Raw genomic sequence first — 23,284 nt, 5'->3', positions numbered from 1 at the left:
CACGGCATCCTTCAAGCGGCGTCTGCTTCCCCCAGGCACTGACTTAAGTCAGCGCCTGGGGATTCTCAGACTTGCCGCCTTGCGCAGTGTTATCCGCCTCAGGCGATCCCGGTGGTGACCGAGAAGCTTCGGGTCTCCTGCGGCGCCAGCGATATCAGGCTGCCATTGCGCTGGGCCGCCAGAAAGCCCTCCGGTCGGCAGGTGGCTGGCAGGGCGAAGGCAGCAACCTGCTGATCGCCGTTATAGAGGATCCAGCGGGTGATGTAATTCAGCTCGGCGCTGGAGAAACGCGTGATGAACGTGGTGCCATCGGGTGCGATCATGCGAAATTCCGGGCTGTCGGTGTAGCGATCCAGCTTATCGGCAAAAAAGACAATCTCCGGGTCATAGTACTGCGGCTCATTCAATGTCGCCACCGAGGCTTCCCCCTGCAGCAGACGCTGATTAAACGCCAGCCATGACGCCGTCGGCTGAACATGAGCCGGGACCGATTCGCGCAGCGCGAGCGCCTCGTCGGGGATATTCTGGCTGAAGGTGGCCCCCGCGACGTAGGCATAGTTCATATGGCACATGTACTGGAGCGGCATGGCGACGGACGCCAGGTTGGTCACCGCCATCTGGATATCAAACAGCGCGCTCGCTTTGTGTAATACCACCGCCGGTCGCGCCTCATAGTGATGACCAAAGCCCATCACATATTCGTAGCGCCCCGCCACGCGCAGGCTGTCCGCCTCCAGCTCCAGCCAGGCCTCATCCATTCCGGCGCAGGCCATTTCGCCATGCAGCGGATGGTTGTCCTCCGGCGACGGGCAGCCGTTTGCCAGCAGCCCCGAATGGAAAGCAAAGCAGCCATAGGTCGCCACCACCTCGGTGGCTGGCTTCGGTTGGTGGAACATATTGCGCATGGTCAGGTCATGACCATCAAATTCGGCGTCCCAGATCATCTGCCCCAGCCAGGGCAAAATCACCAGCGCGCCGCGGGCGTTGGCCACCCGCAACCCTTCCACGCCGCTGGCGTAGCGAAAAGCGGTGACCGTGAAGTCATCATTGGCCACAAGAGTGCGCGGCTGCTCGTGAAAGAGCGCGCGCCATAACGGTATACGTGTCGTCATCAACAGACTCCTCAGGATGCGGTAGCTTCGGTCAGCGTGCGGCGCACTTTGCACTCACGCCAGAAATAGACGCCCACGTAGATGAAGCACAGCATCGGCACCAGGAACGAGAGCTGCAGGGAGTGGAACATGTCGGCGATAAAGCCCTGAATCGCCGGCACCACGGCCGCCCCGATAATCGCCATCACAATCACGGCGCCAGCCATTTCGGTGTGTTCGTTATCGACCGTATCCAGCGTACCGGCATAGATGGTGGCCCAGCACGGCCCGAACAGTACGCTGACCAGCACCGCCACGTACACCGCGCTAAAGCTCGGCGCCAGCGCCACGTAGGCGAGGAACAATGCGCCGATAACCGAGTAGAGGATCAGCACTTTTTCCGGCGTAAACCGTGTCATCAAAATGTTGGCGACAAATTTGCCGATAAAGAAGCAGGCGAAGCTGTAGACCATAAAGGTTGAGGCATCACGCTCGTTGATATCGCCCAGCTCCAGCGCGAGGCGGATGGTGAACGACCAGACGGTGACCTGCATCCCGACGTACAGGAACTGAGCGGCAATTCCGCGACGAAAGCGGGCGTTGCTCGCCAGATAGCGTAGCGTATCGGCCGCCGACGGGCGTTTATGGTTTGCGGTCTGCGCGACTTTACAGGTCGGGAAGCGCGTCAGCAGGAACAGCACCATCACCACCACCAGTACCATGATCATGTACTTGTAGGGCTCCAGGGTGTTTTCCAGCATCAGCACTTTAAACTGATGGATCTGTTCCGCGTTCATGCCCGCCATCTGTTTTTCGAGGCTTTCACCGTCGGAAAAGACCAGATATTTACCCAGCAAAATCCCGGCTGCCGCGCCGATCGGGTAGAAGGTCTGGCTGATGTTCAGGCGCAGCGTGGCGTGGCTTTTCGGGCCGATCATCGAACTGTAGGTGTTCGCGGCGGTCTCGAGGAAGCTCAGGCCAATGGCAATGGCGAAAATCGCGGCCAGGAACATGGTGTAGGTTGCCATGTGCGAGGCCGGGAAAAACAGCGTACAGCCGACGATATAGAGCGTCAGGCCAATCATAATCGCAACTTTATAGCTGGTATTTTTAATCACTAATGACGCCGGAATAGCAATTAAGAAATAGCCGCCATAAAACGCACTTTGCACCAGGGCGGAGGCAAAGTTACTTAATGCAAAGACGCTTTTAAATTGCGTAATTAAAATATCATTTAATGCAGCAGCACATCCCCATAACGGGAATAAGCAGGATAACAAAATAAACTGGAACAGAGGGGTTTTATTCAGATAGCCGTCGGGCATCTGAATGATGTTTTTATCGTTCATAGTGCTACCTTTTACCATGCAGGGTGATTATTCGTTTAACGACAGATACTCATTAAACTGCTCGATACTGGGATAAGATGATTGGGTGCCTTTTCCGGTGACGCTAAATGCGGCAAACAGGGAGGCTTTTTTCATGGCGAATTCAACATCTCCGCTCTGAACATAGTAGTGGGCAAAACAGCCGATAAAGGCGTCACCCGCGCCGCTAGTATCCACCGCGCTGACCTTAAATGCCGGGACGTGGACCTCCTGGTCGCGGGTCATCCAGAGTGCGCCTTTCTCGCCCATGGTCACAATAATATTGTTGAGGCCTCTTTCAATAAGGCTGCGGGCGGCGAGGCAAATATTATCGTAAGAGTCCACCGGCAAGCCGGTTAATATTTCAAGCTCGGTTTCATTCGGGACAAAGAAATCGCATTTGCAGGCATAGGACATATCTAATTCACGCAATGCCGGCGCCGGGTTTAATAACACTTCAATGCCGTGCTTTTTACCAAATTCGATCGCGTGATATACCGTTTCCAGCTGGACCTCAAGCTGTAAAACAATCAACTGACATTTTTTTAAATCATCGGCAGCGCGGTCGATATCTTCCGGTGAGAGAAATTTATTGGCACCTTTAATAATAAGGATGCTGTTACTGGAGTTGGCATTGACGAAGATCGGCGCCACACCGCTGCTGGTGCAGGGGACCTTTTCAACATAGGTGGTATTGATGCCCCAGGATTCGAGATTGCGAATGGTGTTATCCGCAAAGATGTCATCGCCCACCTTGGTCAGCATCATGACTTTCGAGTTGAGCTTGGCGGCCGCGACCGCCTGGTTTGCCCCTTTGCCACCGCAGCCAATTTTGAACGCCGGTGCCTCAAGGGTTTCGCCCTCTTTTGGCATCTGGTTGGTGTAGGTGATGAGATCCACCATATTGGAGCCGATAACCGCGATATCCATTTTTACTACCTCTCAGAAACAATCACACAACAATGATATTATCGTAACATTATCATGTTACTTTCGTACCATTTGTGACCATGATCGCGATTGCGTTATCATTATCTGTTTATTTATCGCACACAAAAAATGAGTGATACGGCGAAAAATTAAAAAAAAGATAACCAAAACAATCATAACAAACTGAAAATAAAGTATTTATCATGATAAAAACGCGATCTGTCAGGCTTTTAATTCCCGCTGGCTCACAGTATAGTGATGTGAATGCAGGATGTTTCTTCAGGCGCAAAAATGTTACCAGAGGAACATTTGCGAGATAAATTGCGGAGAGAGTGAATGGAGACCAAGCAAAAAGAACGTATACGCCGCTTGATGGAACTGCTGAAGAAAACCGACCGCATCCATCTCAAAGAGGCCGCGCGTATGCTGGAGGTCTCTGTGATGACCATCCGCCGGGATCTCAGCCAGGAGCATGACTCGCCGCTGCCGCTTACGCTGCTCGGCGGCTACGTGGTGATGGTAAACAGGCCGTCAGCCCCGTCGCTCACCGCCGCCGTTGCGCCAAAACAGGCTCATCATCGTGACGATTTGCCGATTGCTATTCTCGCCGCGGGCCTGGTGAGTGAAAACGATCTGGTGTTTTTTGATAACGGCAGCGAAATGCCGCTGGTTATCAGTATGATCCCCGATGACATTGCCTTTACCGGCATTTGTTACTCGCATCGGGTGTTTATGGCCCTGAATGAAAAGCCCAACGCCACCGCCATTTTGTGTGGCGGTACCTATCGGGCCAAAAGCGATGCCTTCTACGATACCAGCAACCCTTCGGCGCTGGATTCGCTGAACCCGCGGAAAGTGTTTATCTCCGCCAGCGGGGTACACGAACATTTTGGCGTCAGCTGGTTTAACCCCGAAGACCTCGCCACCAAACGTAAAGCGATGGATCGCGGTCTGCGGAAAATCCTGCTCGCGCGCTATGCGCTGTTCGACGATGTGGCGCCTGCCAGTATCGCCCCGCTGTCGACATTTGACGTGCTGATCAGCGATCGTCCATTACCGGCAGACTATGCCGCCCACTGCCGGAATGGTTCGGTCAACGTTATCACGCCGGATACTGAGAGCGAGTAACTCATTCAAAGAAGACGGCTATTTTATTGAACATCGAAGGGTCAGACTGGTTACGCGCGACCTTCACCACATCTTCCAGCTTTTCAATCTGGCTGATCATCTGCCCTAGCCGCTGGTCATCGTTGACCAGTAGCCAGATTCGGCTGTGGTTACTGTTCTGAATAGGCAAACAGAGAATGCCTTCCACGTTAAACGCGCGGCGGGCAAACAGCCCGCAAACGTGGGTCATTACCCCTGGGTGGTTGCGGACGGTGAGTTCCAGAATAACGTTGTCATGAGTCTGCTGTTGCATGGTTTATTCCCCCACCATTTCTGTATTTGCCGCTCCCGGCGGAACCATCGGATAGACTTTCTCTTCGGCATCAATGCGCACGTGAATCAGGGCCGGGCCAGGACGGTCAATGATCGCCTGCAGCGCCGCCTGCGGGTCGGCTTCGTTATTTAAATCACAGGTTTGCAGACCAAAACCGGCGGCAATCTGCATGAAGTTGATCATCCCCGGGTAGGTTGCGGCAAAAACGCCCTGCTGATAGAACAGGCTCTGCTGCTGATACACCAGCCCCAGCGCTTCGTTGTTCATCAGGATGATTTTAACATCCAGCTGATTCTCCGCCGCGGTGGCCATCTCCTGAATGTTCATCATCAGGCTGCCGTCGCCGGAGAAGCAGATCACTTTACGCTGCGGATTAGCCAGCGCGGCACCCACCGCTGCCGGCAGGCCAAAGCCCATGGTTCCCAACCCGCCGGAGGTCAGCCACTGGCGCGGACGGTTCAACGGATAGGCCTGGGCAACCCACATCTGATGCTGACCAACGTCGGTGGTAATGATCGCCTCGTCATCGACACAGGCGGCCACGGCGTTGATCAGGCCGTAGTGGGCCAGCGGATCGCGCTGCTGCGGAATGGTGGACGGAAACTCGCGTTGCAGGTCCGCCACCAGCTGGCGCCACTCGTCACGCGGCTGCGAGGCCACCAGCGGGATCAGCTGCGCCAGAACGTCGGCAACGTCCCCCTGAATCGCGACGTGCGGCTGCTTGATTTTGCCCAGCTCGGAACGATCGATATCGACGTGGATAATTTTCGCATTCGGGCAGAACTGCTCGGTTTTACCAATCGCCCGGTCATCAAAACGCGCGCCTAAAACAATCAGTAAATCAGACTCTTGCAAGATGAAGTTGGTGCTGCGTGCGCCGTGCATACCCAGCATGCCTAACGAGAGCGGGTGCGCCTTCGGCAGCATACCCAGCGCCATCAGGGTCAGGGTGGTAGGCAGGTTGGCTTTTTCAGCCAGCGCGCGAACCTGATCCCCGGCGTTAATCACGCCGCCGCCCAGATACAGCACCGGACGCTGCGCCGCATTGATCATCGCCGCCGCATCCTGAACGCTGGTGCTGTCAAACGTCGGGGTCGGCGCGCGGGTACCTGGCTCCGGTAACACCGCCAGCTCGATGGTTGCCGTCTGCACATCCTTAGGAATATCTATCCACACCGGACCCGGGCGGCCGGACTGCGCGATACGAAACGCGTCGCTCATCACCTGCGGCAGCTCAGCGATGTCGCGAACCAGGTAGTTGTGTTTCGTGATGGGGATAGAGATACCGTAGGTGTCGACTTCCTGGAACGCGTCGGTGCCGATCATCGATGCCGGCACCTGGCCGGTAATACAAACCAGCGGAATGGAGTCCAGGCGGGCATCGGCGATGGCGGTGATCAGGTTGGTGGCGCCCGGCCCGCTACAGGCCATACAGACCGCGGGTTTACCTTCGGTACGCGCCATCCCCTGGGCGATAAAGCCCGCGCCCTGCTCGTGACGCGCCAGGACGTGACGAATCTGCGTGCTTTGGCTTAATGCATCATAGATAGGGAGAATTGAGCCGCCCGGGATACCCGCAACGGTGGTGATCCCCTGACGCTCCAGTAAATGAACAACTAACTGCGCGCCGGTGAAGCGCATTTTTTCTGATGTTGTGCCCGAACTTGCCATGCTCCAGTCCTTTTATTCTGGGCCGACTTACCGGGCGAGTGTCGAAAAAAAACCCCGCTCGGTTTGCGCCGGCGGGGTTTGGAATCGTGTTGTTCCGGACCCTACGGCGCATTGCCGACGACGACCACCACACGCACGACGACCACCGCGGCAGGCGCGGTTTTTAGTAGAGTCGACGTCAGAATGGAAGTGTTCATTAGGGACCTGTTGTGCGAAAAATTAACTGAATTTATACAAACACAGCTGCCGCCATTACACAACGGAATTATTTTCATCCACGAGTATTTGCGTAAGGGATCACAATTTTTCGTCTGACGCACAAAAACAAAAAACCCCGCCGCAGCGAGGTTTTTGTCAGCATGTTTACGGCTGGTAACCGCAAGTACACTGTATTACGTCAACGGTGAAAGTATACGCGCGCGCCGGCGTTGACGCAATTTTCACGCGGCTGTCGCCGAAATAGAGTATGGAAGGCGGGTGCCAGATTGTCCAGAAAATACTGTTTAAATATACAGTATTTGTTTATACTGAATGCGTACACGTTGTGTTATTCGGGGCCGCATGTTTTACCGGCGCAATGAAGTCCTGGCTGAAACGGGTGGTGCCGTCAGCGCCTTAACCCCGAGAGAGCACACTGTGTTACGTCAACAAATACGCCACTGTGTTCCGGGCACACCAACGTACCCGGGCGGGCGGCGTATCCCCTCGCTGGCAACAGGCGGCGGAAAGGTACGCCAGCGGGTCGTGCTCCTCTACCAGAGGAGACGCGTATGGGCGCGATGGATATTATTGTTCTTATCCTGAGACTCATGGTTGCCGTGTTGCAACTGCTTGATGCAGTCCTGAGACAGTCTCGCTGATTCAGGTTCAAGTCGCACCTGAGAGGGGCGGGAAACCGCCCCTCTACAGGCGGTACCCCATCACCTGATGCCGACTAACTGGAGAAAATCATGCCACCGTTGTTGATTCGCCCTGTCACCCCGGAGACCCCCGGCTTTCTTGCCCTGCGCAGCGAAAGCCTGGAGCAACAATTTGCCATGCTGCGTCGCCTGACGGAGAACTGGCAAAGCGGTAAAAACCGCTTTAATGCACCGGGCGAGAAACTGCTGGGCGCCTTTGTTGCCGGACAGCTGGTTGGGGTCTGCGGGCTGAATGTTGACCCGTACAGTCAGCAACCGCGGGCCGGGCGTATTCGTCATTTATATATCCGCGAAGCTTCGCGTCGCCAGCGTGTCGGGCAGCAGCTGCTGGTATCGGTGATAACCCATTCCGGCCACTGGTTCGATTTTCTCAACACCCACGCGCCGTCGTCGGCGTGGCCCTTTTATGAAACCCTGGGGTTCCGCCCGGTTTATGATGAGCCGCGGGTCACGCATCGCCTGTTCTGCTCGCTTTAAGGGCCGCTGGCTGGTGGAAAACGCCCGTGTTACAGTGCCATAACATAGCCACTGACCGTCTCCTACGATGACCATTAGCGTTTTCTGCATTCTGCTGTTCGCCGCCCTGCTGCATGCCAGCTGGAATGCCATCGTCAAAGCCAGCGGCGATAAGATGTATGCCGCTATCGGCGTGAGCGGTTCTGCCGCGCTGATCGCCATGGTCGCGCTGCCTTTCGCGCCGCAGCCAGGCCTTGCCAGCGCGCCGTATCTGGTCCTCTCCAGCGCCTTACAAGTGGTCTACACCGTGCTGGTGGCTAAAACCTATCAGGTCTCGGATATGAGCCAGACCTACCCGCTGATGCGCGGCACCGCGCCGCTGCTGGTGGCGATTATCAGCGTCGCCGTGCTCGGCGATTCACTGTCACCGCTGGCCTGGAGCGGTATTGCCGTGATCTGCCTGGCAATCCTTGCGATGGCCTTCAATGGCCGCGCCAGCTCCCGCACCGGTATCATTCTCGCGCTGATCAACGCCTGTTTTATCGCCGGCTATACGCTGGTGGATGGCACCGGGGTTCGCCTGTCGGGCACCGCGCTGGGCTACACGCTGTGGTCATTTTTTATGAACGGCTTCTGTTTGCTGAGCTGGTCAATGGTCGCCCGCCGGCGGGAAGCCAGCCGCTATCTGCGCCAGCACTGGAAAACCGGGCTGATCGGCGGGCTGAGCACCATGGGGTCGTATGGCCTGGCACTGTGGGCCATGACCCAGGCGCCGCTGGCGGTGGTCGCGGCGCTGCGAGAAACCTCTATTTTATTCGGCGCTATCATCGCGTTGGTGCTGCTTAAAGAGAAGCTTATTGCCCTGCGTATCGTGGCCGCCTGCGGGATTGCGGCCGGGGCTATCCTGCTGCGCCTCTCCTGACGCACAATGGCAACATTTGTTGCCGATTATCGTTTATAAAACCTGCCTGGCATTCCTCACCAATCCTCGTCATGTGGTTGTACTGTCATTTTTATGTGGTAGATTCCTCCAGCATTAAAGGGATGTGCCAGTCACATATTCTTAATTTACTTCTATTATCAAAGTATTCATCGACATGAAACGGCATAAGAACTTCACTTTGTTGTTGATGCTGGTAGTGCTGGTGGCCGTAGGCCAGATGGCGCAGACCATTTATATTCCGGCGATCGCCGATATGGCTATTTCGCTGAACGCCCGTGAGGGCGCGGTACAAAGCGTAATGGCCGCCTATCTGCTGACCTATGGCGTATCGCAACTCTTCTACGGCCCGCTGTCTGACCGCGTGGGGCGACGCCCGGTGATCCTCATCGGGATGTCTATCTTTATGCTGGCGACGCTGGTTGCCATCACCACCCACAGTCTGACGGTGCTGATTATCGCCAGCGCGATTCAGGGCATGGGGACCGGTGTTGGGGGCGTCATGGCGCGTACCCTGCCGCGCGACCTGTACGAAGGTAGCCAGCTCAGACACGCCAATAGCCTGTTAAATATGGGGATTCTTGTCAGCCCGCTGCTGGCTCCGCTGATTGGCGGGATCCTCAATACCGTATGGAGCTGGCGTGCCTGCTACGCGTTCCTGTTGATCCTGTGCGCGGTGGTGACCTTCAGCATGGCACGCTGGATGCCGGAAACGCGCCCGGTCGGCGCGCCGCGTACCCGGCTGGCCACCAGCTATAAGACGCTTTTCGGCAATACTGCGTTCAACTGCTATCTGCTGATGTTGATTGGCGGTCTGGCGGGTATCGCCGTGTTTGAGGCCTGCTCCGGGGTGCTGCTGGGCGCCGTACTGGGCTTAAGCAGCATGGCGGTCAGTATTCTGTTTATCCTGCCGATTCCGGCGGCCTTCTTCGGGGCCTGGTTTGCCGGGCGTCCGAATAAGCGCTTCTCGACCCTGATGTGGCAATCGGTCATCTGCTGTCTGCTGGCAGGGGTGATGATGTGGATCCCTGGCCTGATGGGCGTCATGACCGTCTGGACGCTGCTGGTGCCTGCGGCGCTGTTTTTCTTTGGCGCCGGCATGCTGTTCCCGCTGGCGACCAGCGGCGCGATGGAGCCGTTCCCGTTCCTCGCCGGGACGGCAGGTGCGCTGGTTGGCGGGCTGCAAAATATCGGCTCCGGCGTGCTGGCCTGGCTCTCGGCGATGATGCCGCAGACCGGTCAGAGCAGCCTGGGATTGTTGATGATGCTGATGGGCCTGCTGATTCTGCTGTGCTGGCTGCCGCTGGCTTCACGCTTCAGCCGTCACCAGCAGCCGGTTTAACGCCCGGCGTCTCCCCCGGATGACGGCATACCAGCCTTATCCGGGCTACTCTCCGAAGCCCCGGTCAGCGTAGCGCAACCGGGGATTGTCAGCGCACCTGGCTTTGCAGCCAGTGGATAAACGCCTCGATTTTTGGCCACTGACGCCCCGCCAGGGTCGTCACATAGTAGTGCTGATGGCACTTCAGCGTCATATCACCAAAGGGGGCGATCAGTTCGCCGCTATCGATGCGTTTTTGCACCAGCCGTTTACGCCCCATCGCCACGCCGACATGGTTCATCGCCGCAATCACCGCTAAATCTGAACGATCGAAGCCAATTCCCGACGATTGTGGCAAATTCACCGCAAAATGCTGCGCCCAGCTAAACCACTCATCGGTGCCGGAGTCGTTGCTCCAGGCCTGGCGGTCATGCAGCAGCGTGCAATGCTGAAGATGCTCGGGGTGCTGCTGAAGCTGATGCTGACGGGCGTACTCCGCGGTACAAACCGGCACAATCGCCTCATCCATCAGAAAGTGGTGGGTGAGTTGCGATGAAGGTAAATCATCGAAATAGAGCGCCAGATCGATACCCGCGCGCTGCATATTGACGTTTTCGTTGCCGGTTAACACGGTCAGCGAGATAGACGGGTAGCGGCGAGTAAAATCCCCCAGCGCCGGGACCAGCCAGCATTGGGCAATCGACGGTCGCGAGTAAATGGTCAGGGTGCCGGACAGCTCCTGGTTTTTGATATCCAGAATTTCCTGGTTCAGGCTGTCCAGCGATGACTTCAGCGACCAGTAGACCCGCCGCCCTTCATGGGTTAACTCCACTTTGCGATGCGAGCGCACGAACAGCTGGATCCCCAGCTCCTCTTCCAGCTGATTTATCCGGTGACTCACCGCGCTGGGGGTGAGCGACAGCTCTTCCGCCGCCAGCGCGAAAGATTCATGCCGGGCGGCAACCTCAAAGGTATACAGTTTGGACAGCTGCCAGCCGTTCAGCAGCCGGTTGCCGATCTCTTTTCCCACATCCATCGTTCTTTTCCCTGTCATTTTTACCGTCAATGGTAAGCAAAATGGCCGCGTCGCGCTGGTTTAAAGATGAAAAAAAGTGACCCATAGCGCAAATGCATGGCTTTTTTAGACCTTAATCACCACTTTGATTCAATCTGATTCACCTGAAGCGCCATTTATATCGTTTGTCAGCCGGTGACGTTTTTCTGTTCAATAGCCCCATCTAATACACAGGCGAGGTGGGGTATGGAATCTCAGATTTGGGTTGTGAGCACGCTACTCATCAGTATCGTGTTGATTGTACTAACTATCGTTAAGCTGAAATTTCACCCGTTTCTGGCGCTGCTGTTAGCCAGTTTCTTCGTCGGTGCAATGATGGGCATGAGCCCGCTGGATATGGTCAACGCCATTGAAAACGGCATCGGCGGCACCCTCGGCTTCCTGGCGGCGGTGATCGGTCTCGGGACCATCCTCGGGAAAATGATGGAGATTTCAGGCGCCGCCGAGCGGATCGGCCTGACGCTCCAGCGCTGCCGCTGGTTATCGGTCGATGTCATCATGGTGCTGGTTGGCCTGATCTGCGGGATTACGCTGTTTGTCGAAGTGGGCGTGGTGCTGCTGATCCCGCTGGCCTTCTCCATCGCTAAAAAGACCCACACCTCCCTGCTGAAGCTGGCGATCCCGCTGTGTACCGCATTAATGGCGGTGCATTGCGTGGTCCCGCCGCACCCGGCAGCGCTGTTCGTCGCCAACAAGCTCGGCGCCGATATCGGCACCGTGATTGTCTACGGCCTGCTGGTCGGGTTGATGGCCTCGCTGGTCGGCGGCCCGCTGTTCCTGAGACTGCTGGGTAATCGTCTGCCGTTCAAAGCGGTTCCCGCCGAGTTTTCAAATCTGGAAGTCCGTCAGGAAGAGACCCTGCCGTCCCTCGGCGCCACCCTGCTGACCATTCTGCTGCCGATTGCGCTGATGCTGGTGAAAACCGTGGCCGAGCTGAATATGACCCGGAGCGGCACGCTGTATATGCTGCTGGAGTTTATCGGCAACCCGATTACCGCCATGTTTATCGCCGTCTTCGTGGCCTACTACGTCCTCGGCATCCGCCAGAATATGAGCATGGGCACGCTGCTGACCCACACTGAAAATGGCTTCGGCTCGATTGCCAATATCCTGCTGATCATCGGCGCCGGCGGCGCGTTTAACGCCATCCTGAAGAGCAGCGGCCTGGCCGATTCGCTGGCGGTGATTCTGTCGGGCATGCATATGCACCCGATTCTGCTGGCCTGGCTGGTGGCGCTGATTCTGCACGCGGCGGTCGGTTCGGCCACCGTCGCCATGATGGGAGCGACCGCTATCGTGGCGCCAATGCTGCCGCTGTACCCAGGCGTAAGCCCGGAGATCATCGCCATTGCTATTGGTTCCGGCGCAATTGGCTGCACGATCGTCACCGATTCCCTGTTCTGGCTGGTAAAACAGTACTGCGGTGCGAGCCTGAGTGAGACGTTCAAATACTATACAACGGCCACATTTATCGCATCCTTGCTTGCACTTGCCTGCACGTTCCTGCTTTCTTTCATCATCTGAGCGCAAAGAGACGTCATATGAAAAACGCTGACATGACCACATTAATCACCCGGTTCCCGCTGCTGCAGGAGCTGATCGACCTGAAAGAAACCGCCTGGTTTAACCCGGCCACCACGTCACTGGCAGAAGGCTTACCCTACGTCGGCCTGACCAGCGAAGATGTTCAGGATGCCCGTGCGCGGCTGGAGCGCTTTGCGCCTTATCTGGCGCAGGCCTTCCCGGAAACCGCCGCTACCGGCGGGATTATTGAATCCGAGCTGGTGGCGATCCCGGCGATGAAAGCGCGGCTGGAGCAGGCATTTTCCGAGGCCATCGACGGTGAACTGCTGTTGAAAAAAGACAGCCATCTACCGGTTTCCGGCTCCATTAAAGCGCGCGGCGGAATTTATGAGGTCCTGACCCACGCGGAAAAACTGGTGCTGGAAGCGGGCCTGCTGACCACCGCAGATGACTACCGTCAACTGCTGACGCCGGCGTTTAAACAGTTCTTTAGCCAGTACAGCATCGCCGTGGGATCGACCGGTAACCTCGGGATGTCGATCGGCATCATGAGCGCCCGCATCGGCTTTAAGGTCACGGTGCATATGTCGGCCGACGCCCGGGCGTGGAAAAAAGCGAAACTGCGCAGCCACGGCGTGACGGTGGTGGAGTACGAGCAGGATTACGGCGTTGCGGTTGAACAGGGACGTAAGGCGGCGGAGGCCGATCCCAACTGCTTCTTTATTGATGACGAAAACTCACGCACGCTGTTCCTCGGCTATGCCGTCGCCGGTGAGCGCCTGAAAGCGCAGTTCGCGCAACAGGGGCGTGTGGTCGATGCCGATCATCCGCTGTTTGTCTATCTGCCGTGCGGCGTGGGCGGCGGCCCTGGCGGGGTGGCATTTGGCCTGAAGCTGGCCTTCGGTGACCATGTTCACTGCTTCTTCGCCGAACCGACCCACTCCCCTTGCATGCTGCTGGGGGTTCATACCGGGCTGCATGATGGTATTGCCGTCCAGGATCTCGGTATCGATAACCTGACCGCCGCCGATGGCCTGGCCGTTGGGCGCGCTTCCGGGTTTGTCGGCAGGGCGATGGAGCGTCTGCTGGATGGCTTCTATACCCTCAGCGACCAGTCGATGTACGACATGCTGGGTTGGCTGGCGCAAGCCGAAAATATTCGCCTGGAGCCATCCGCCCTGGCGGGGATGGCCGGGCCGCAGCGCGTCTGCGCCAGCAAGAGTTATCAGCAGATGCACGGCTTCAACGCCGGCCAGATGCACAATGCCACGCATCTGGTCTGGGCGACCGGCGGCGGCATGGTGCCGGAAGAGGAGATGGCGCAGTACCTGGCGAAAGGCCGCTAACGGTTTTCATCCAGGCCTTTGAAAAGGCCTGGAGATTCTCCCTGTTTTAATAACGCCATCAGCGTTGCCGGTGAACGTTGTCGCTTAATCAAATCTCGCATCATCCGCATTGATGGCGCCGAGTGGTAAAAAAACGCCCGGTATCCCTCACACAGAACGCTTTTCCCTGCTGTACGATGCTTTGGGCAATCGCCATGACAGAGGTGGCGAACCGGGCATCTCTGGCAGTCGTCGGACAGTGTGGCTTGTTTATACAGCCCGAATTCCCGCACTGCGTCGGTTTGATTGAGGCTGGAGATGGACGTCTGGTGAATATTGCCGAGTCGATATTGAGGATAAACATAGTGATCGCATTGATAGAGATCGCCGTTGGCCTCCAGGGCAAACGCCTGCCCGCATACTTCCGCCAGCGAACACATCTGCGAAGGATATCCGCACCAGACGCCCAGCGTTGAATCAAAAAGCTGAACGTATACGCGGCCAATATCTTCCCGGGCCCAAATATCAAATACCGTCTTCAGAAACGTCCCCCACTGCGCGGCGCTCACTGACTCAGGGTTATCGTGTTCAACCAACGGAATAAACTGCAAAAAAGGGGTGCCCAGCTCGCGCAGATAGCGATACAGCCGTTCCGGCTGCTGGCTGTTTTGCCGGTTGATGACGGTGAGTACATTGAATGAAACCCGATGGGCCCGCAGCTTCTCGATACCCGCCAGTACTTTATGATGTGTGGGGTGGCCACGCCGGTTGACCCGATACCGATCGTGCAGGTCCGCCGGACCATCCAATGAAATACCCACCAGCCACCCCTGCTGATGGAAGAAACGGCACCACTCATCGTTGAGCAGCAGACCATTGGTCTGGAAGGCATTGTCGATGTGTTTACCCTGACTATAGCGCTGTTGTAACACCACCACGCGACGGAAGAAATCCAGCCCGCACAGCGTTGGCTCGCCGCCTTGCCAGGCAAACTGTACCTCGGGTGCCGATTGCGCCGCGATATGCTGAGCCACAAACGCGTCGAGGGTCACGTCATCCATGACCGGCTGTTGAGGTTTGTCGATATAAAAGCAGTAGCGGCAATCAAGATTGCAGCGCGAACTGGCAGGTTTAGCCATCACCTGACATCTCATCAGGAAAACTCCCTGAAAAACAGAATGATTTTACTTACATGGGACGCTGCAAACAGTACGGAGAGAGCAAACACGGCGAGGGCGATTAGCAGTTTGTCACGCACGGAACGCGATTCGGAAAAGTCGCTTAGCGAGACATCCATCAACTGACGATGTCGGGTATAACGCCAAAGCACAATTGTTGCCACGGCCAGCACGCCGAGCGTTATCCAAAAGAGCGTGCCTGCCTGCTGACCCTGATGCTTAATCGCCAGCACCATTAAGGCGGCATAGCCCAAAAGGGTACGAAACCATGCCAGCGAGGTACGTTCCGGCTGTAATCCCGGATCGCTCTCTCTTCTTGCCCTACGCTTATCCGGCATACAGTACCAGACCCATGACAGCAGCGGCGACAAGCAGCAAAATCAGACTGATAATCAACAGCCCGCGCGTATAGGGAAGGTCCTCTTTCAGCCGCATCGCTTTTTCATTACGCAGCCAGCGGATATAGCCATAAATCGCCAGCCCGCCGGAAAACAGGCACAACAGCAGCGCAAGCACCTCACGAATCAGCGGCGTAGCAAAGTCTGGTGCCAGCTGATCCAGCCCAACGCCCGCGGCAAGAAAGCCCAATGCGGTACGAATCCATGCCAGAAAAGTGCGTTCGTTCGCCAGTGAGAAACGATAGTCCGGCGCTTCGCCGAGGCGGGAAATATTCATCATAGCTCCTTGAGCGGCTCCCGTTTGTCTAACATGCCAGTCATCCTGGTGATTGGCATGATGATAGCAAAGAGAGCCGTTATTAGGCCGGGTCGCGCACTTTCACCCGTGCCGCCAGACCACCATTAAAATTTCTGCGTTTTCTTTTCGACTTTCACCCCTTGCGTCGCAAGACCGGTATCGTAATCACGAACAACGGGCGAGTAGCCATCTTCAGGGCGCGGCCGAAAAGCGCCCATCCAGCGCGGCTGCGCATCCGGCCGCCAGGGCCGCAGGCTCCACTGATAGGTGCGGAACGGATCGCGTATTTTATCCATGTATTCCAGCAGGGCATCGTGCATCCGGCGACGAACGTCAGCGAGTTCAGACGCATCAATCAGATTCTCTAACTCATCCGGGTCATTGATCCTGTCGTAAAGCTCATCGCTGGTAAACAGGTTAAGCACCAGTTTCCAGCGATCTGTCACCCAACAACGCACCGGAATAAAGCCGCCAAAGCTATCATGCTCGATTTCATACCGGTTGAACTCCACCATCACCCCGCGGGAGGCATCGACGTTCAGGATATTTTCGCCTGGCAGGATATCCGGCTGGTCGATCCCTGCCAGCGCCATCATGGTGGGCAGCAAATCAATATGACTGACCGGCGTGTCAACCTGCTGCGATGTCCCACGCGGAGGGCGCATAATCAAAGGAATACGCGTGATATCATCGTACATCGCCGCCCCTTTGCTGATTAGCTTGTGGGCACCCATCATCTCGCCATGATCGGAAGTATAAATGACCCAGGTATTGTCACGCTGCTCAGGAGTTAACGCGTCGACGACTCTGCCTATCTGGTCGTCGACGAAATCATTGCAGGCAAAATAGAGTGGATGATGGTAGCTGCCATCTTCACCCACCGGAGAGGGCATGGCCTGCGACCACAGGCGGTGATGCTCCGGTTTGTCGTCCAGTGAGTCATGGGCCTTCGGCCCCAGCTGGTAGTAAAAATCCTGATACTTCTCCAGATAATTCACCGGGCAGGTAAACGGATGGTGCGGCTCATCATAAGAGACCACCATCAGGAAGGGCTCCCCAGAACGACCCGGCTGCTGCAGGAAGTCCACCGCGCGGTTACTGATGCGATGCGCCCAGGTAAAAGCTTCATCGATATTATTGGCCTGCAGGTCTTCGACACTGTTCAGCCCATTGCGCCACAGGCTGATTTCTTGCTCTGTCAGCTCTGCAAGATAATTCGCACCGTCAAACCAGTAGTCACGATCCCATTCCGGCGGACAGTCGCCGGTTCCGAAATAATCATGGCCATCAAGATGCCATTTTCCGATATAGCAGGTGTGATAGCCCGCATCTTTGAAATAGCGCCCCATCGTGGAGATATTTTTCCCCGGTGCGACGTTGTTTGTCCACGGACCGGACTGACTGGCATAAATACCGGTAAACAGCCCCGCACGAGCAGGCGTGCAGACCGGCGAGCAGGTATAGGCGGAATTAAAGCGGATCCCTTCCGCAGCCAGGTTATCAATATTGTTGGTATTGAGTGGCTTACCGCTATAACAGCCCACCATATTGGTCGCCTGTGTATCGGTCATAATGAATAAAAAATTGGGGCGACTCATGATTTTTCCTTAATGTCAGTAGCAGAGGGGGTTGTCTGGATGGTGCCGCGTGTACGACAGTGGCTATAAATCAGATACATCACCACCGCCGCCGTGATGGTGTAGCTACTCACCGCCAGCCAGCGTGTGCTGTACCCGCCAAATTCAGCCAGCCCGGCGTAAACACCAATCATGGCGAACAAAATGCCGACGGAGGCAATCTTCACATGCCGCCACGGCTGCATATCGACGGCGAAAGCGTCATGAAATTTGAATGGCGTGGCGCGCGGCTTAATAATGCCGATCACCAGCATCACTACGACGTTGATACAGAACGTACAGGCCAGAATGTAGAGAAAGTGGAAATCAAACTTCACCAGGTAGTTGATGGTGATGTAGCTGACAATCCCCAGCCCCATCGCCACTTTGGCGGCAATGGCCGGGATGCGTGGGAAAAAGAATCCCATGATAATGATCGTAACCAGCGGAACGTTATAAACCCCGTTAAGCTGTTTCATCCAGCTGTACAATCCCTGCGGCGCATTGGCGATCCACGGGGCGACGATCACGGAAATCACGGCGATGAAAAGACCAAACTTGCGTCCAACGCGCACCAGCTGATCCGGCTGGGCATCCTGGTTGATGATGCGGCGATAAATACCCATGCTGAACAAGGTGCTGGCGCTGTTTAAAAAACCGTTGAAGGTACTGATGACCGCGCCAAATAACACGGCACCGAAAAAGCCCACCAGCGGTAGCGGCAACACCTTGTTGACCAGTGTCGGATAGGCCATATCGGCACTCGGCAGATCCTGATAGAGATGAAAAGCAATTAACCCAGGGAGCACCAGAATGAGCGGGTCGAGCATTTTCAGTACGGCGGTCAGCAGTGCCCCTTTCTGCCCTTCAGCCAGGCTTTTTGACGCCAGGGTACGCTGAACAATCCCCTGATTCGTACACCAGTAGAAGGTATTCACCAGAATCAGGCCCGTGAACGCCGCGCCAAACGGTAGCGGGTCGGTGCTGCTGCCGATTGAGTTGAGTTTTTCGGCGTGCACAGTGGTCAATTGCACGATACCTTCAGAAAAGCTCCCTTTCCCCATAGCGATAAGCCCGAACACCGGCACCATCAAACCGCCAATCACCAGACCAATTCCGTTAATGGAATCGGCAATCGCCATAGCACGCATTCCGCCGATCACGGCATAGATAATCCCGGCCAGCCCCAACAAAATAACCAGCAGCCAGATAGCCGCCCCCTGCGCCAGCCCCAAGGATTCGCCAATATGAAACAGGCTGTTCAGCGCCAGTGCGCCGGAGTAGAGAACAATAGGTAAGAAACACACGCCGGTAGCTATCAGAAAACAGCAATCGATAATAATACGGGTGGTTTTATCGTACCGCTCTTCAAGAAAGTCCGGGATCGTCGCGATGCCTCGCTGCAAATAGCGCGGCAAAAAGATCAGTGCCAGGAAGATCAGCGTGACCGCCGAGGTCACTTCCCAGCCCATTACCGACATACCGCTTTTATAGGCCTGGCCGGATAATCCAACCAGTTGCTCGGTCGACAGGTTGGTTAACATCAGTGATGCGGCAATGACCGGTGCCTTCAGCGAACGTCCGGCAAGAAAATAACCTTGCTGTGAACCGGTATCCGTTTTTCTTACCTTTAACCAGGTAATGATAGCTACCAGCAGTGTAAAACCAACAAAGCTCAAAATTTGTATCGTATTCATCTTGTAGCCCTTGTTTATCATTATATCCCGGGGCTATCAGGTACAGGAGAATAGCTTATCCGGGTAAGGCGTTGAGATTAATAAAGTCAATGCAATGTATCCCTGAAGGGATCTCTTTTGCTAAAGTCACCGTTCAGGTTACCGGCATCATTCGCTGATGGGATTTTAAAATGAATGGAAAAATACATATTTCGCATGTAAAAAACGAAACCACGTATAACATCCCGTTAGTTCTGGAAGAAAATGTGATCTCAAGCGGGATTTCCCTGATCTCACTGTGGCATACCCTGGCGGATGAAAACTACCGTGTAAGCTGGCCACGAGATAAAAAGAAACCGCTAATAGCGAACTCGTGGGTAGCGATATATACCCTTCAGGGGTGCGGAACAATAATTCTGAAAGATAATTCTCAAATTACTCTGAATGGGAACTGCGTCATATTTTTAAAACCAACGGATATAAAATCCTATCACTGCGCCGGCTTAATTTGGGAACAGTACTGGATGGAGTTTATCCCCACCACGCTGATGCCACTACCAATATTTCAAACCGCAACAATTTATAATGGCAATGTATTTAATAGAGAACTCAGCGAAGTGGCAGCGTTGATTACCGAAAGCGATCCGCTAAAGAATAATCTGGCTGTCGCCTACCTCACTAAAATAATTTATCAGTGGATTTGCCTGATTGCGGAAAATGGTAATAAAGATCGCCAGTTGCAAAAGCTGGAAAATCTGATTGCCACGCTACATGCCAACCCGCAAAAGCGCTGGAGCGTAGCCGATATGGCTGATGCCATGCAGTGTAGCGAGCCCTGGTTACGACGCCTGTTCCTGCGCCATACCGGAAAAACACCAAAAGAATATTACCTCAATGCGCAACTGGAGTTGGCGCAGTCGTTATTAAAGCAGGAGGGAAGCTCGGTGAGTAAGGTCGCGGGAATGCTCAACTTCTTTGACTCTTTTCATTTTAGCAAGGCGTTTAAGCGTCGCTTTGGCTACGCGCCGTCGGAAGTACTAAATCGGAGGTGCTGATAATGAATGACCGGCACCCGATGGATGCCGGTCGGCGTGGGAGGGTTAGTGCAGTTCCGGCCAGTAGTCTTTGTTGGCTTCGATCAGGTCGTCGAGAATCGCTTTAGCGACGGAAGCGCTCGGCACGGTTTTCGACAGCGTAATCGCCTGCCACAGTTTGTGGTAGGAGCGATGCTCCCAGGCATCAACCACCAGTTTCTCTACCGCGACCTGCTGGCTCATCATCCCTTTCTGGAAGTTCGGGATATCGCCGACGGTCAGCGGTTCCGGGCCGTTGTGGCCGACCAGGCACGGAATCTCCACCATCGCATCGGCGTCAAAGTTATGGATAGCGCCATTGTTCGGCACAATCAGCAGCATGCGCTCCTGGGTGTTGAAGGCAATGGCGGTCGCCAAATCCACAATGTAGGAGGCGTGCTCATCGATCTCCAGGTCGCCGGCGGAAGACTGACCCGCGGCAATAATCGAGCGGCAGGCGCTGAAGACATTTTTCTCACGGTGATCCATCACCTCGTTAGCACGGGTACGCGCCGGGTTGGAGTGCTCGACGACGTAATCCGGGAACAGGTAGTACTTCAGGTAGGTGTTCGGCATGGTGTCCGGATCCAGCGCCTGTACATCTTTGGCCTTGGCGAAGGTGTCGTTCCAGCTGGCCTCGGTGTGCGGATCGTTAGATGGCGGAACATAGCCAAACTTCGCCACATGTTCCCGCAGTTTCGGCATCAAATCGTTCCCTTGCAGGTCTTCAATTGAGGTCCACCAACCGAAGTGGTTCAGGCCGTAGTAGCGCACGCGCATCTGTTTACGGTCTTTCAGGCCGACGATTTGCGCCATCCGCCCTTCAATGCCGATCGGCATATCGCAGATATTGAGGATTTTCGCATTCGGACGCAGACGACGGGTGGCTTCCGCCACGATAGCTGCCGGGTTGGAATAGTTCAGCATCCACGCGTTCGGCGAATATTTTTGCATATAGTCCACCAGCTCCAGTACGCCGCCGATAGAGCGCATCCCGTAAGCGATACCGCCAGGTCCGCAGGTCTCCTGGCCCAGTACGCCGTGGCGCAGCGGGATCTTCTCATCTTTTTCACGCATCGGATATTTGCCGACGCGGATATGCGCCATCACAAAATCGACATCGGTAAAGGCCGCCTGCGGGTCGGTGGTGTAGCTGAATTCGATATCCGGCGCCTGCTCTTTGAGGATCACCTTACACGCTTCGGCGATGGTCTCCTGACGCGCGCCGTCGTTGTCATAAAATTTCAGTGCCCGCAGCGGAAAACGGTCCTGGTTTGCTAACAACATCAAAACGATACCCGGAGTGAAGGTACTGCCGCCGCCTGCGATAACAACTGAGAATTTTTTCATGATACTGCCTCCGTCATGGTGGTGTGTTCGGTCTGTAGAGATTCTTTCATCAGGGATTCCAGCTGGTCGCGCACCTGGGGAACATGCAGGCCAACGATGACCTGAATCCCGTTGCCGCGCCGCACGACCCCGTGCGCGCCCAGCGCTTTAAAGACGTCGTCGCTTTGTGTTTTCGCCATATCAACCAGCGTGATACGCAGCCGGGTGGCACAGTTGTTGACGCTTTCGATGTTGCTCGCGCCGCCCAGCGCCTGCAGGAAACCTGCGGCCTGGCCTAATTTGGATTCCGTCGCGCCTGCCGCGCTGGTCTTGCCGCGCGCCGCTTGATAATCCGCTTTGCTGTAGAGTTTGATTTCGCTCTCTTCGCGGCCCGGGGTCTTCAGGTTGAAATGCAGGATCAGGCTGCGGAAGATAACGAAGTAGATCGCGGTGAAGCACACCCCGATACCGATCTGGATGAACATCATCGAAGCGTGGTTGTGGAACATCGGGATCCAGTTTTGCGGCAGGAACTGGTCCAGCAGACCGCCGCCAAAGTTGCCGACGACCCCGCACATATACATCACCGTTGCCATGGTCGCGGCCAGCACCGCATGGACGGCAAACAGCAGTGGAGAGATAAACAGGAAGGTGAACTCCAGCGGCTCGGTAATCCCCACCAGCATCGCGGTCAGCGTCGCCGGGATCAGCAGGCCGGCCACCTTGACGCGGTTTTCAGGTGCGGCGGTAAAGTAGAGCGCCAGCGCAATCCCGACGGAACCAAAGACTTTGGAGTTGCCATGCAGGGCGAAGCCGCCTTCCGGGAACAGGGCTTTCAGCGGTTCAGTGCTCTGGCTGAATTCCTGCAGATGTTGCGCCCAGTACACCTGGATGCCGCCTTCCACCACCGCCGGGCCGAAAATAAACGGTCCGTAGACAAAGTGATGCAGGCCGGTTGGGATCAGAATACGCTCAAGGAAAATATAGACCCAGACTCCCAGCGCCCCGGCTGAGCGTAAAAATGCCTGCAGAGACTCAATGCCCATCTGCACTTTTGGCCAACCCAATAACGTTAACCAGGCGCAGGGGATCATCGCCAGGAAGGCCACAATGACGACAAACGAGGAGCCCTGGAAAATACCGAGGAAAACCGGCAGCGGTTTATCAAAATAGCGGTTATGGAGTGCCGTGACGATCCCGGAAATAACGATCGCACCGATAATACTGGTATCCAGTGTTTTAATACCGGCGATCATCGTCAGGCCGCTTCCGGCGGTCGGGTCAGCCGTAAAGTCGACGCCGAAAAAATGCCCCCAGGTCATCCCCATGGCATTAATGAAGTAGTTCCAGGTCAGGAAACTCACCAGTACCGCCAGACAGGCGCGGCCCTGAGCCTGCTTTGCAAGACCAATGGGTAAGCCAACGGCAAAAATCAGCGGCATATTACGAAATACAGTCCAGCCGCCTTCTTCAATAATGTGAACAATTTGCGCAAATAAACTATCAGGAGCGGTCAGCGCTTCACCGACGAACATCGGGTTGCGCAGCATAATGGCAATACCGACCACGATCCCGGCGAAAGGAAAGAGTAAAACCGGGGTAAACATGGCGCCGCCAAAACGTTGTATTTGACTGAGCATTTTAAAATCCTCATA

The 23,284-nt window shown here is 55.6% G+C and carries 21 protein-coding genes and 1 pseudogene; 8 read left to right on the top strand and 14 right to left on the bottom strand.

Annotated features, from left to right (window positions below; all coding sequences use genetic code 11):
• Positions 1 to 98: 98 nt before the first annotated feature.
• Genes EDF82_RS18745 through rbsK form a run of 3 tightly spaced genes read right to left on the bottom strand, consistent with a single transcriptional unit; the run spans position 99 to position 3,388 of the window.
• A complete protein-coding gene (locus EDF82_RS18745; protein ID WP_123757026.1) occupies positions 99 to 1,112 on the bottom strand; it encodes an aldose 1-epimerase family protein in 1,014 nt (337 codons plus the stop codon).
• Between the two features lie 11 nt (positions 1,113 to 1,123).
• Positions 1,124 to 2,440: an L-fucose:H+ symporter permease gene (gene fucP / locus EDF82_RS18740; RefSeq protein WP_123757025.1), complete on the bottom strand. Its 1,317-nt coding sequence runs from the start codon at positions 2,438 to 2,440 to the stop codon at positions 1,124 to 1,126.
• Between the two features lie 27 nt (positions 2,441 to 2,467).
• Complete coding sequence (rbsK, locus tag EDF82_RS18735; protein ID WP_123757024.1) at positions 2,468 to 3,388, bottom strand: ribokinase; 921 nt, start codon at positions 3,386 to 3,388, stop codon at positions 2,468 to 2,470.
• A 336-nt stretch (positions 3,389 to 3,724) separates the two neighbouring features.
• On the opposite strand from rbsK, the gene EDF82_RS18730 reads away from it, so the two are divergent.
• Positions 3,725 to 4,516 (top strand): DeoR family transcriptional regulator, encoded by a 792-nt coding sequence (locus EDF82_RS18730; RefSeq protein WP_123757023.1) that lies wholly within the window; start codon positions 3,725 to 3,727, stop codon positions 4,514 to 4,516.
• 1 nt (position 4,517) lies between these two features.
• Here the strand turns inward: EDF82_RS18730 and ilvN are convergent, their stop codons facing one another.
• The 3 genes from ilvN to ivbL all read right to left on the bottom strand — a co-directional run bounded on the left by ilvN (position 4,518) and on the right by ivbL (position 6,697).
• Positions 4,518 to 4,808, bottom strand: coding sequence for an acetolactate synthase small subunit (gene ilvN / locus EDF82_RS18725; protein WP_123757022.1), 291 nt, complete (start codon positions 4,806 to 4,808; stop codon positions 4,518 to 4,520).
• Between the two features lie 3 nt (positions 4,809 to 4,811).
• Positions 4,812 to 6,500: an acetolactate synthase large subunit gene (ilvB, locus tag EDF82_RS18720; RefSeq protein ID WP_123757021.1), complete on the bottom strand. Its 1,689-nt coding sequence runs from the start codon at positions 6,498 to 6,500 to the stop codon at positions 4,812 to 4,814.
• A gap of 101 nt (positions 6,501 to 6,601) precedes the next feature.
• Positions 6,602 to 6,697 (bottom strand): ilvB operon leader peptide IvbL, encoded by a 96-nt coding sequence (ivbL, locus tag EDF82_RS18715; protein WP_123757020.1) that lies wholly within the window; start codon positions 6,695 to 6,697, stop codon positions 6,602 to 6,604.
• Positions 6,698 to 7,245: 548 nt separating this feature from the next.
• On the opposite strand from ivbL, the pseudogene tisB reads away from it, so the two are divergent.
• The 4 genes and pseudogenes from tisB to emrD all read left to right on the top strand — a co-directional run.
• Positions 7,246 to 7,360, top strand: a pseudogene (tisB, locus tag EDF82_RS18705) (type I toxin-antitoxin system toxin TisB); the annotation flags it as partial.
• A 90-nt stretch (positions 7,361 to 7,450) separates the two neighbouring features.
• Positions 7,451 to 7,897 carry a GNAT family N-acetyltransferase gene (locus tag EDF82_RS18700; RefSeq protein WP_123757018.1) on the top strand — a complete coding sequence of 149 codons (447 nt, stop codon included), beginning with the start codon at positions 7,451 to 7,453 and terminating at the stop codon, positions 7,895 to 7,897.
• A 67-nt stretch (positions 7,898 to 7,964) separates the two neighbouring features.
• On the top strand, positions 7,965 to 8,798 hold the full coding sequence (locus EDF82_RS18695; protein ID WP_123757017.1) for a DMT family transporter: 834 nt from the start codon (positions 7,965 to 7,967) through the stop codon (positions 8,796 to 8,798).
• Positions 8,799 to 8,973: 175 nt separating this feature from the next.
• Positions 8,974 to 10,158: a multidrug efflux MFS transporter EmrD gene (emrD, locus tag EDF82_RS18690; protein ID WP_123757016.1), complete on the top strand. Its 1,185-nt coding sequence runs from the start codon at positions 8,974 to 8,976 to the stop codon at positions 10,156 to 10,158.
• 88 nt (positions 10,159 to 10,246) lie between these two features.
• Here the strand turns inward: emrD and dsdC are convergent, their stop codons facing one another.
• The gene (dsdC, locus tag EDF82_RS18685; protein ID WP_123757015.1) at positions 10,247 to 11,173 is read right to left on the bottom strand and encodes a DNA-binding transcriptional regulator DsdC; all 927 of its coding nucleotides are present in this window, start codon (positions 11,171 to 11,173) and stop codon (positions 10,247 to 10,249) included.
• 225 nt (positions 11,174 to 11,398) lie between these two features.
• Between dsdC and dsdX the strand changes: the two genes are divergently transcribed.
• Together dsdX and dsdA are read left to right on the top strand one after the other, a co-directional pair.
• Positions 11,399 to 12,736 (top strand): D-serine transporter DsdX, encoded by a 1,338-nt coding sequence (gene dsdX, locus EDF82_RS18680; RefSeq protein ID WP_123757014.1) that lies wholly within the window; start codon positions 11,399 to 11,401, stop codon positions 12,734 to 12,736.
• A gap of 17 nt (positions 12,737 to 12,753) precedes the next feature.
• A complete protein-coding gene (dsdA, locus tag EDF82_RS18675) occupies positions 12,754 to 14,082 on the top strand; it encodes a D-serine ammonia-lyase (protein WP_123757013.1) in 1,329 nt (442 codons plus the stop codon).
• On the opposite strand, the gene EDF82_RS18670 is transcribed toward dsdA, so the two are convergent.
• The 5 genes from EDF82_RS18670 to EDF82_RS18650 form a co-directional block, all read right to left on the bottom strand.
• Positions 14,079 to 15,215: an anaerobic sulfatase maturase gene (locus EDF82_RS18670; RefSeq protein WP_227540152.1), complete on the bottom strand. Its 1,137-nt coding sequence runs from the start codon at positions 15,213 to 15,215 to the stop codon at positions 14,079 to 14,081. The two genes, dsdA and EDF82_RS18670, sit on opposite strands and share 4 nt — an antisense overlap.
• Positions 15,215 to 15,577: a DUF202 domain-containing protein gene (locus EDF82_RS18665; protein ID WP_123757012.1), complete on the bottom strand. Its 363-nt coding sequence runs from the start codon at positions 15,575 to 15,577 to the stop codon at positions 15,215 to 15,217. Before EDF82_RS18665 ends, EDF82_RS18670 begins: the two co-directional genes overlap by 1 nt.
• Positions 15,567 to 15,914 carry a YidH family protein gene (locus EDF82_RS18660; RefSeq protein ID WP_123757011.1) on the bottom strand — a complete coding sequence of 116 codons (348 nt, stop codon included), beginning with the start codon at positions 15,912 to 15,914 and terminating at the stop codon, positions 15,567 to 15,569. Before EDF82_RS18660 ends, EDF82_RS18665 begins: the two co-directional genes overlap by 11 nt.
• A gap of 125 nt (positions 15,915 to 16,039) precedes the next feature.
• Positions 16,040 to 17,533: a sulfatase-like hydrolase/transferase gene (locus tag EDF82_RS18655; RefSeq protein ID WP_123757010.1), complete on the bottom strand. Its 1,494-nt coding sequence runs from the start codon at positions 17,531 to 17,533 to the stop codon at positions 16,040 to 16,042.
• Positions 17,530 to 19,248: a solute:sodium symporter family transporter gene (locus tag EDF82_RS18650; RefSeq protein WP_123757009.1), complete on the bottom strand. Its 1,719-nt coding sequence runs from the start codon at positions 19,246 to 19,248 to the stop codon at positions 17,530 to 17,532. Before EDF82_RS18650 ends, EDF82_RS18655 begins: the two co-directional genes overlap by 4 nt.
• Positions 19,249 to 19,418: 170 nt before the next feature.
• On the opposite strand from EDF82_RS18650, the gene EDF82_RS18645 reads away from it, so the two are divergent.
• Positions 19,419 to 20,282, top strand: a complete 864-nt coding sequence (locus tag EDF82_RS18645) for a helix-turn-helix transcriptional regulator (protein ID WP_123757008.1) — start codon at positions 19,419 to 19,421, stop codon at positions 20,280 to 20,282.
• 45 nt (positions 20,283 to 20,327) lie between these two features.
• On the opposite strand, the gene EDF82_RS18640 is transcribed toward EDF82_RS18645, so the two are convergent.
• A complete protein-coding gene (locus tag EDF82_RS18640) occupies positions 20,328 to 21,650 on the bottom strand; it encodes a 6-phospho-alpha-glucosidase (protein WP_123757007.1) in 1,323 nt (440 codons plus the stop codon).
• On the bottom strand, positions 21,647 to 23,269 hold the full coding sequence (locus tag EDF82_RS18635) for an alpha-glucoside-specific PTS transporter subunit IIBC (protein ID WP_123757006.1): 1,623 nt from the start codon (positions 23,267 to 23,269) through the stop codon (positions 21,647 to 21,649). Before EDF82_RS18635 ends, EDF82_RS18640 begins: the two co-directional genes overlap by 4 nt.
• Positions 23,270 to 23,284: the final 15 nt, after the last annotated feature.

Source organism: Klebsiella sp. BIGb0399 (genome assembly GCF_003752615.1).
Lineage (GTDB): Bacteria > Pseudomonadota > Gammaproteobacteria > Enterobacterales > Enterobacteriaceae > Klebsiella > Klebsiella lignicola.
Note: the sequence above shows the minus strand (reverse complement) of the source record. Positions and strands in the feature narration are given on the sequence as shown.